The 9,494-nt window shown below is 68.7% G+C and carries 7 protein-coding genes and 1 pseudogene; 6 read left to right on the forward strand and 2 right to left on the reverse strand.

Translation table 11 applies throughout. The annotated features are described in order from the left end of the window. Window positions 1–38 precede the first annotated feature (38 nt). A complete protein-coding gene (locus tag AWB92_RS00525) occupies window positions 39–1,172 on the reverse strand; it encodes an oxygenase MpaB family protein (protein ID WP_158090342.1) in 1,134 nt (377 codons plus the stop codon). 283 nt (window positions 1,173–1,455) lie between these two features. On the opposite strand from AWB92_RS00525, the gene AWB92_RS00530 reads away from it, so the two are divergent. Then, window positions 1,456–2,403 (forward strand): hypothetical protein, encoded by a 948-nt coding sequence (locus AWB92_RS00530; RefSeq protein WP_142281882.1) that lies wholly within the window; start codon window positions 1,456–1,458, stop codon window positions 2,401–2,403. Here AWB92_RS00530 and AWB92_RS00535 read toward each other — a convergent pair whose 3' ends face one another. Beyond that, entirely contained in the window at window positions 2,404–5,580 is a 3,177-nt protein-coding gene (locus AWB92_RS00535) for an adenylate/guanylate cyclase domain-containing protein (RefSeq protein ID WP_085183594.1), read from the reverse strand. 269 nt (window positions 5,581–5,849) lie between these two features. Between AWB92_RS00535 and rplM the strand changes: the two genes are divergently transcribed. The 5 genes and pseudogenes from rplM to AWB92_RS00560 form a co-directional block, all read left to right on the forward strand. Next, on the forward strand, window positions 5,850–6,293 hold the full coding sequence (gene rplM, locus AWB92_RS00540; RefSeq protein WP_066907613.1) for a 50S ribosomal protein L13: 444 nt from the start codon (window positions 5,850–5,852) through the stop codon (window positions 6,291–6,293). Further along, a complete protein-coding gene (rpsI, locus tag AWB92_RS00545; protein WP_082964706.1) occupies window positions 6,290–6,781 on the forward strand; it encodes a 30S ribosomal protein S9 in 492 nt (163 codons plus the stop codon). Before rplM ends, rpsI begins: the two co-directional genes overlap by 4 nt. 126 nt (window positions 6,782–6,907) lie before the next feature. Further along, window positions 6,908–8,245: a phosphoglucosamine mutase gene (glmM, locus tag AWB92_RS00550; RefSeq protein WP_085183595.1), complete on the forward strand. Its 1,338-nt coding sequence runs from the start codon at window positions 6,908–6,910 to the stop codon at window positions 8,243–8,245. Between the two features lie 46 nt (window positions 8,246–8,291). Then, the gene (locus tag AWB92_RS00555) at window positions 8,292–8,579 is read left to right on the forward strand and encodes a hypothetical protein (protein WP_085183596.1); all 288 of its coding nucleotides are present in this window, start codon (window positions 8,292–8,294) and stop codon (window positions 8,577–8,579) included. 2 nt (window positions 8,580–8,581) lie between these two features. Further along, window positions 8,582–9,494, forward strand: a pseudogene (locus AWB92_RS00560) (hypothetical protein); the annotation flags it as partial.

Genomic DNA, 9,494 nt, shown 5'->3' on the forward strand with positions numbered 1-9,494 from the left:
TGGTCCCGGCGGGGGAGAGCCGCCGGGACCACACAGTCTTATGGGCGGGAGGGCTTCGAAATCTCCCATTTGCGGGCTAGGTGATCGGGCATGTCGAACGACGCACGCACGCCACCCCGCTCGAACTCGAACGCACTCTCCAACAGTTCGCGCCCGAACACCGGAGCCAGCTCCTTGACGAAGTGGTAGCGCGGCACGACGTGGCCGATCAGGCTGAGGACGTTGGCGGAGAACCAGTCGGCGACCCGCGCGAGCTGTTCGAGTTCACGGCGGTGATGCAAAGGCGGTACGAGCAGCAGGTCGGCGGTTTTGTCGCCGATCAAGTGTCGGATCAGTGGCGGGATCGTCTTATCGAACTCCTTGGTGGGCGTGAGTTGGTCGAGTAGCGCGAGGAGCGCGCGGGTCATGTGCTGTCCCTCGGGTGACGCCGTGAAGCGCCGCCGCTTGATGGCGTCGAGCAGCGCGTTGGCCTCGGTGGGGTCGTCCGGAAGCATCTCGTCGTGCACCCCCATCAGGTGGCCGATGACGGTCCAAAGGTGTAGGTACGCGTCCTTCTCGTCGTCGGACAGGTTCACGCCGAGACCACGCATGGGCTCTCCGACGACATACCAGAAAGACAGGATGGTTCCGGCCATGTCCTCCTGGTTGATCGGTACGCCCCAACGGGGGTAGTTCCACAGGCCGGGGTGCTTACCGGCGCGGTCCTTGATCAGGTGACGCACCGCGGCGTGCATCAGGCGGACGTGCTGGATCGCGCGCAGGCCCTTGCCCTTTGGATCGAGGCCGCCGGTGGTGCATGCGTCGATCAGGAACTGGCCGGTCTCCATCACTCGCCGCCGTGCATCCGTGTCGAGCTGGCCGGTCAGGTACAGCACCTTCACGGCGTAACTGTCCGCGTAAGCCGACGGCAGCGACGCGCAGAAAAGGCAGAGCGTGATGAGCAGGCCGTTCTCCTCGAATACCTGCTGCCCCCGCTTGATCTTGTCCGGGTCGGCCCAAGCGGGCAGGGATAGCGTCGTGGTCAGGTAGCCTCCGAGCTCCTTTGGCAAATCCTTTGGCACCGGCTGGTCGTTGCGCACGAGTGTGCGCATGATCCGATTGACCTCGTAGACGTCCCGATCAAACACGGCCTTGACCACTTTGTCGACCGGCTTATCACCCAGCTGCCGCATGTCATCGAGGTACCCGTTTGTCCATCTGGAGCTTCCATTTGCGCCCGCCATTCGCACAGCATCGCAGATTTTGCGCCATTGGCGAAGGCCCAATCTGCCAGCAGAATTGTTAGAAAAGCGATGCGATCCCGGGCCAAAGGCGCTGTGACGCACCAAGAAGTTATCGATCAGCGCCGAGACCGTAACGCGGTGGGGTGCGCAGTTTTCACGTACTCTTTTTAGATTCTTGTCGCCACCCATTTGTATCCGTGTTGTTTGGCCCCGATTCGCGAGGATGGACACGATGGTCGACGTCAACGACGAATTCCTGCACGAACCGGGGCCGCACCCGGATTGGCAGGAAAGCTTCTTTTTCAGTTGGTTCGACGCCGAATCGGACGCGGTGGGATTGGCGCGGATCGGATATCGGCCCAGCAATCACACCGCCGACGCGATCCTGTACACGATGCGCAATGGCCGCGTCGAGGGCGGCTATGCGAAGCTGCACGCCCGCTACTCCGGTACCCCGGAGCCCGACCACCTGAAAGTGGGGGCTTTGGAGTTTCGAATGATCGAACCGATGTCGAAGTGGCGGCTATTGCTGCGCGGCCGCCATGAGGTCGACCTGACCTGGACCGCGCTGCACGCGCCGTTCGATTACCACGCCGAAGCCCCTCCCGGGGCATACCTGCCGTCCGGCATCGCCGACACCCACATGGAGCAGTCCGGATGGGTCACCGGCCGGGTGAGAATGAACGGCGCGACCTACCCGATCGACGGCCTCGGTCAGCGAGACAAGTCCTGGGGCGTTCGCTTGTGGAGCAGCATCGAGCGCTGGGACTGGAACACCGTGCTGCTAAGCCCCGACTTCACCATGAACTGCACCCACCTGTTCGAGGATGGCCGGGCCTACCCGACCGGCTACATCTTCCACGACGGCGCCTGCCACGCGGTGGCGCAGTTGACCGTGGACCACGAGTGGTCCGGCCATCAGGTTCCCTGCGCCTCGCGGATGGTCGTCACCGACGTCAGCGGTTTGCGGCTCGAGATCCGTGGCCGTGTCATCGCCCAATCCTGTTTGTGGAAAAGGGGTTTGGTGATCCAGGAGTCGGCGACGCGATTCGAAACGGTCGTCGACGGTCGACCGTTCGCCGGTCTCGGCATCACCGAGCACGCCTGGCACGCCGGTCTAGTGGGCTCGCTGCGGGTACTGCCGCGGATGGGGCCGGCGGCGCGGATGGTCATGCCCTGATCAGGGCATGGCCTCCGCCCAGGCGATGTGCCCGGCAAACTCCAGCGACCTCGCCATCTCGCCGTAGCGATTCTTCAAGTCCGCGTACGCGGTGGCGTTTCCGCGGGCGTGCGCCACAAGAGCCTTCAGTCTCAGCAGCCAGATGTCGCGCATGGCCGAACCGTCGGTCGGCGCCGCCGCCAACCGGTCGATCGCGGTCTCGGCCTCGGCGACGTCGGCGTCGGTCCCGCGGTCCAGCAGCGTTTCCACCAGGACCCCCGTCGCCGGAAAGCCCCAGGCTCCGCACATCTGCTGCCCGTCGCGGAAGAGATCGTTGACGGCGGCGCGCACGAGCAATACGGCTTCGTCGCGATCTCCACCCCGAGCCCGCTCCCGCGCCAAATACGCGTCGACGAACCGCAATTCGCCCAGGTTGGCTCTGCGGCGCCGGAACACGTCGCTGAGTTCCGCCAGCAGCTTCTGGCCGCGCTCGCGATCGGCGGCCGTTGGGCGGTGCAGCCGTGCGACGCCCGGCGCCATCTGGGTGAAGGCCAACGCGACGTCGTCACCGGACCGTTCGATGATCCGCAGCGCATCTTCGCTCTCGCGCACCGCGCGATCGTCGGCCGCCAGGACACCAAGCGGGATGCCCGGGTTGTAGATGTAGGCGACGACCAAGGCGTATGACATGGGGTCGGCCTTGCGGGCCATGGCCAGGCCCTGCTGCTGGTCGTCCTGCCATCCGGGTAGACCCAGGCTGTAGCGGGCGATGGCCCGCGTCGAAAGGGCGACCGCGAGGGGGGACCCTACGAAGAAGTTGCCCTTGGACGGGTCACCGTCGGCCAGGTCGATGACCGTCTGAGACCACCGCAGCACGTCGGACCACTGATTGTTCTCCATCTTGGCGAAGATCAGCGAAACGGACAGGCCCACCGTCAAGGTCGCGTCGCCGAGCGCCTCGGCGAGCGTCCAGGCTTCGGACGCCAGCTCCGCGGCCTCGGGCGCCCGGGCCTGATGCGCGTGCTCCATCACCAGCCCGGCCATCCCGATGGCCAGTGACACCTTGTCCCCGACGGCGGCGCACAATTCCCGCAATTCGTCGAATCGGTCGGCTACTGCGCGCGCGTTGATTCGCCAGGCGATCCCGCACAACATGGTGCGCGGGGCGATGCGCATGGTTGCCCGATGGGGGTCCTCCGCGGGCAGCCGGTCGGCGATCGTTTGGGCGCGCTCCCAACTCAGTCGAGCGGCGTTCGCGTCGCGGTTGGTTGCCCACGTCGCCGCGCGCATGTGCCAGCTGAATGAGGCGTGCGGATCACCGGCGGCCTCCAGGTGCTCGGCGATCAGCGCCGCGTTCTGGTCGGCCGCCGCCTGGTCTCGTGATTCGATCGCGGCGGCGACCCGCCGGTGCAGCTCCGCGCGATCCGATCGCAGCTGTGATTCGTAGGCCACGGTGCGGATCAGCGGATGGCGGAACACATACCTGGGTTCCCCGGTGAACCTGATCTGGTCGATGAGCTCGGCCGCCAGCAGGTCGTCCAGACTGGGCTCAATGCCCAGCGTTTCCAGCAGGTCCGGGCTGAATCGCGACCCGATCACCGCCGCGGCGCTCAGGGTGCGTTTGGCCGCCCAGTCCAGGCGGTCGATACGCGCGGCGATGGTCGCCTGCAGCGTGACCGGCACCCGGACCTCGGTGACCGCCGCCGCCGACACGTAAGCGCCGCGGTTGCCGCGCAGCACACCGCGCTCGGCGAGGTCGCGCACCATCTCCTCGACGAAAAACGGGTTACCGGCGGCGCGCTCGGCGATCACCCCGGCCAGGTCGCTAACCGACGGGTCCGGCCCGAGCAAGTCCCCGGCCAGTGCCGCGGCTTCCGAATCACTCAGCGGCGCAAGGGCGATGGTCTGCGCGCCGGTCACCTTGCTCAACGGCCCCCGATACTCGGGACGGTAGGTGAGCACCACCAGCGAGGGTGTCTGCGGGGCCACCGCGACGAAGTCGGCCAGCATCGAGCCGCTGACCTGGTCGATCCAGTGCACGTCCTCGATGACATACACGGCCGGGGATTGGCGGGCCAGCAACGCGGCATTGACCAGCGCGGTCAATCGCCGCCGCCGGGCATCCGGGTCGATCGTCGGCAGCGGAACGTCGGGATCGGCGATGCGCAACAAGTCATCGAGGAGCAACAGGTCATCCGGCTCGGCGTCGGGCACCCGGGACCGCAGCTCCGCGCGCGCTTCCGGCGGGTCGAGATCGGCCACCCGGAAGCTCGCACGCAGCATCCGCGCCACCAAGTAGAAGGGCACGTCGCTGGCGTGCGATTCGCAGAAGGCGGTGAACACGTCGACGCCCCGGGCCGCCGCCATCGCGGTGACCTCGCGCGCCAGGCGGCTCTTGCCGATGCCCGGCAACCCCACGACACTGACCACGGCGCCGTGCACGTCGATGGCGCGCTCAAGCAACCCCTCGATGGCCGACATCTCCCACTGCCGACCGACCAGATTCGACTCGGCACGCCGGGCGGCACGATGGTCATCGCCCGCGCCCAACAGCCGATGGGCAGGAACCGGCGCATCGACACCCTTGATTTGAACCAGCTCGGATTCACCGATTGCCGCGGCGCCCTCGACAAGTCGCGCGGTCGACGCGCTGAGCATCACCGCACCCGGCGGGGCCACCGATTCCATCCGCTGGGCGAGCCCGACCTGCTCGCCGATGGCGGTGTAACCGAACGGCCCGGAACCGATTTCACCCGCGATCACCTGACCGGAGTTGAGACCGACGCGCAACCGCAGTTCGATGCCGTCGCGCTTGTCGACCTCCGCGGCCAGCCGGGCGGTTTCTTCCTGGATGCCCAGCGCCGCAAGGCAAGCCCGGATGGCGTGGTCCTCCAACGCGACCGGCGCGCCGAACACGGCCATGATGCCGTCGCCGGTGAACTTGTCGACCGTCCCGCCGTACCGCTCGACAACCGCCGCGCAGCGATCAGCGAGGTCCGCCATGATTTGCAGCAGCCGTTCCGCACCGACCGCCGAGGCGATTTCCATCGAGCCGACCACGTCGGCGAACAGGACCGTGACCTGCTTGTACTCGGGATGGGCGTCGCCGTCTTGGACTGCCGAGCCGCAGCTGTGGCAAAACCGCGCGTCCTTGAAGGGCTCGGTACCACACGTCCGACACACTGCTCCGGCCGTCATCCGACCTCCGCCAATCCGGGCCCACCGTTTGCTGGGTGCTCTCAGGATAGGTTGCCGCGATCACAAGGGCATGTTTGATACCCGTGTCGGCGATTTTGACCTGCGGGGATGACGATCGGTAAGCTGCTCGGTTGGCGTGCGGTACGCCGGGGCCTCGGGTCAATGTCGGTCGCCGAGAATGAACCCCACCGCGAACGCCTGACTGGCACCCGGCTCGACCCGGGATCCACACCCTCGTACAAGAGGCCTGAGAAGAGAAGGTAAGCGCTGTGCCCACCTACGCGCCAAAGGCGGGTGACACCACGCGGTCGTGGTACGTCATCGACGCCACGGACGTGGTGCTTGGCCGCCTTGCCGTCGCGGCAGCCAACCTGCTGCGCGGCAAGCACAAGCCGACGTTCGCCCCCAACGTCGACGGCGGTGACTTCGTCATCGTCATCAACGCCGAAAAGGTCGCCCTGTCCGGCGACAAGCTGCAGCAGAAGCTGGCCTACCGCCACTCGGGCTATCCCGGCGGGCTGCACAGCCGCACCACCGGCGAGTTGCTGGAAAAGCACCCGACTCGCGTCGTGGAGAAGGCGATCGTCGGCATGCTTCCCAAGAACAAGCTCAGCCGACAGATTCAGCGCAAGCTCCGCGTCTATGCAGGTCCGGAGCATCCCCACACCGCTCAGCAGCCGGTTCCGTACGAGATCAAGCAGGTGGCCCAGTGACCGAGACAACCGAGGCGCTCGAAACCCCGGAGACCCCGGAGACCCCTGCGGCCCCCGAGGCCGAGGCTCCCGCCGCCCGCCCCGCCGAGGCGTTCGTCTTCGAGCGGCCCATCCAGACCGTCGGCCGCCGCAAGGAGGCCGTGGTGCGGGTGCGCATCGTGCCCGGCACCGGCAAGTTCGACCTCAACGGCCGCAGCCTGGAGGACTACTTCCCCAACAAGGTGCACCAGCAGCTCATCAAGGCCCCGCTGGTCACCGTCGACCGGGTGGAGAGCTTCGACGTCTTCGCCCTACTGCACGGCGGCGGCCCGTCCGGTCAGGCCGGCGCGCTGCGCCTGGGCATCGCCCGGGCGCTGATCCTGGCCTCGCCCGAGGACCGGCCCGCCCTGAAGAAGGCCGGCTTCCTCACCCGTGACCCGCGTGCCACCGAGCGCAAGAAGTACGGGCTGAAGAAGGCGCGCAAGGCGCCGCAGTACAGCAAGCGCTGATCAGCATCACTTTTTGGCCGCAAAACCGCCTCGTGCGGCGTGTCTGCGCGCGTTCGTGCCTGGTTTCGGTCAGAAAAGAACGGGCACGTTAGGTGTCTGAGCGTCAACTGTGAGAGGTTTTACCGCATGGGTCGACTATTCGGCACCGACGGTGTTCGCGGGGTCGCCAATCGCGAGTTGACCGCCGAGCTGGCGTTGGCCCTTGGCGCCGCGGCGGCCCGGCGCCTGGCGAGTTCGGGCGGACCGGGTCGGCGGGTGGCCGTGATCGGCCGCGATCCGCGGGCCAGCGGCGAGATGCTGGAGGCCGCGGTGATCGCCGGGCTGACCAGCGAGGGCGTCGACGCGCTGCGGGTCGGGGTGCTTCCCACCCCCGCGGTGGCCTACCTGACCGGCGCCTACGACGCCGACTTCGGGGTGATGATCTCCGCGTCGCACAACCCGATGCCCGACAACGGCATCAAGATCTTCGGTCCCGGCGGTCACAAGCTGGACGACGCCACCGAAGACCAGATCGAGGAGCTGGTTGCGGCCGGACCGGGGCTGCGCCCCGTCGGCGCCGGAATCGGCCGGGTCGTCGACGCCGAGGACGCGGCCGACCGCTACCTGCGCCACCTGTCCAAGGCGAGCACGCTGCGCCTGGACGGCCTGACCGTGGTGGTCGACTGCGCCCACGGCGCGGCGTCATCGGTGGCGCCGCGCGCCTACCGCGCGGCCGGGGCCCGGGTGATCGCCATCAACGCCGACCCCAACGGGCTCAACATCAACGACGGCTGCGGTTCGACGCACCTGGACGCGGTGAAGGCGGCGGTCGTCGACCACCGCGCCGACCTGGGCCTGGCCCACGACGGGGATGCCGACCGGTGCCTGGCCGTCGACGCCAACGGGGAGCTGGTCGACGGCGACCACATCATGGTCGTGCTCGCGCTGGCGATGCGGGACGCGGGCGAGCTGGCCTCCGAGACGCTGGTGACCACCGTGATGAGCAACCTCGGGCTGCACCTCGCCATGCGGTCGGCGGGCATCGCCGTGCGCACCACCGGCGTCGGCGACCGCTATGTGCTGGAGGAGCTGCGGTCCGGCGACTACAGCCTGGGCGGCGAACAGTCCGGGCACATCGTGATGCCCGCGGTGGGCTCCACCGGCGACGGCATCGTCACGGGATTGCGATTGATGAACCGCATGGTGCAGACCGGCGCCTCGCTGGCCGAGCTGGCCTCGGCGATGCGGGCGCTCCCGCAGGTGCTGATCAACGTCAAGGTGGCCGACAAGGCCACCGCCGCCGCGGCGCCCTCGGTGCAGACCGCGCTGGAGCAGGCCGAGGCCGAACTGGGTGACACGGGCCGAATCCTGTTGCGCCCCTCGGGAACCGAGCCGATGATCCGGGTCATGGTGGAGGCGCCCGAAGAGGACGTGGCGCAGCGGGTCGCCAGCCGGGTCGCCGAAGCGGTGAGCGGCGCGCGCTGATCCCTTAGCGGGGAACCCCGGCGCCCCATCAGGCGTCGGATTAGGCATGAGATTCGATAGCTCGGCAGTGCTCAACGTCGCCGACCGGATGGACGCGGCCACCGATCTTCTCGACCGCGCGGTGGCAGATCACTTGGCGCGGTTGACTTTCGGCGGTGCGGTCGCCGGCCGGGCGCACACCGCGCGCGGCGACGCCCTGCGGGTGCAGCTGGAGCGACTGACGGCCGAGGTGACGCGGTGGTCGCGCGCGGCGGCGGAGACGGCCGCGGCCCTGCGGGCCGGTGCCGAGAGCTACGCCGACGCCGAAATGTACGCCGCCGCGCGGATCGCCTGACCGTGGCCGACCGGTTGGACATTGCGGAGCGCCTCGCCGAGGGCCGCCCCGCTGTTGAGCACACCGAGGCTTACGTGCGGGCCTGCCACGCGCTCGGTTATCAACATCCCGCCCTGACGGCGCATCCCGCCCAGGTCCGCGAGTGGTACGACGGCGAAGAAGGCCTGGACCTGAACGCGCTCGACAGCGACTGCGCGGAATTGCGGGCCGCGGCCGCGGCGGTCATGGAGGCGCTCGGGCTGCAGCGGGCGCAGCTTGCCGCGCTGGCCGGGGCGTGGCTGGGGTCGGGCGGGGACTCCGCGGTTCGGTTCCTGGAGCGCCATTGTGCCGCCGCGAGCGCGGTGGCCACCGAGGTCCGGGCGGCGGCGCAGCGGTGCGAGTCGCTGCGCGACAACCTTTGGTACCTGGTCGATTCCAAGGTTGCGACCGCCATCGCCATCGACGACGGCACGCGGGCGCAGCGGCCGGCGTGGTTGGCCGCGGCCGCCGCGGTCACGACCGGCGCGGGGGACCGGGCCGGCGCCGAGGAGGTCGTCCGCCAGGAGATAACCCCCTACGTGGACAACGAGATTCGCGACGACTGGCTGACCACGATGCGTTCGACGGCCGAAGGGGTGGACACGTCCTACGCCATGGTGATCGACCGGATGGCCGCCGCGCCCGCGGCGTGCTTCGAGGTGCCCGGCGATCTCGGGCCCGGTCAGCAGCTCGACCCGCCGCCGCCGCCGGCCGCGCCCCGGCCGGCTGCGGCGGGCTCGTCGGGCGGGGCGGTCACGCCGACCCCGCTTCCCGGGCCGCCGGCGGATCCCGTTGCGGCGCCGGCGTTGTCGACCACCCCACCGGCGTTGCCCGACCTGGGGGCGGCGTCGGCTTTGCCCGCGGGTGGGGCGGGCGGCGGCCCGGGCGGGCTGGGCC

Origin of the sequence: Mycobacterium sp. IEC1808, from assembly GCF_002101935.1 — a bacterium.
GTDB lineage: Bacteria > Actinomycetota > Actinomycetes > Mycobacteriales > Mycobacteriaceae > Mycobacterium.

Excerpts from the sequence above, each read along its gene's own strand:
- AWB92_RS00525 (WP_158090342.1), bottom strand. The coding sequence starts at position 1,172 with ATGCGGCAGCTGGGTGATAAGCCGGTCGACAAAGTGGTCAAGGCCGTG.
- AWB92_RS00530 (WP_142281882.1), top strand. The coding sequence starts at position 1,456 with ATGGTCGACGTCAACGACGAATTCCTGCACGAACCGGGGCCGCACCCG.
- AWB92_RS00535 (WP_085183594.1), bottom strand. The coding sequence starts at position 5,580 with ATGACGGCCGGAGCAGTGTGTCGGACGTGTGGTACCGAGCCCTTCAAG.
- glmM (WP_085183595.1), top strand. The coding sequence starts at position 6,908 with ATGGGTCGACTATTCGGCACCGACGGTGTTCGCGGGGTCGCCAATCGC.
- AWB92_RS00555 (WP_085183596.1), top strand. The coding sequence starts at position 8,292 with ATGAGATTCGATAGCTCGGCAGTGCTCAACGTCGCCGACCGGATGGAC.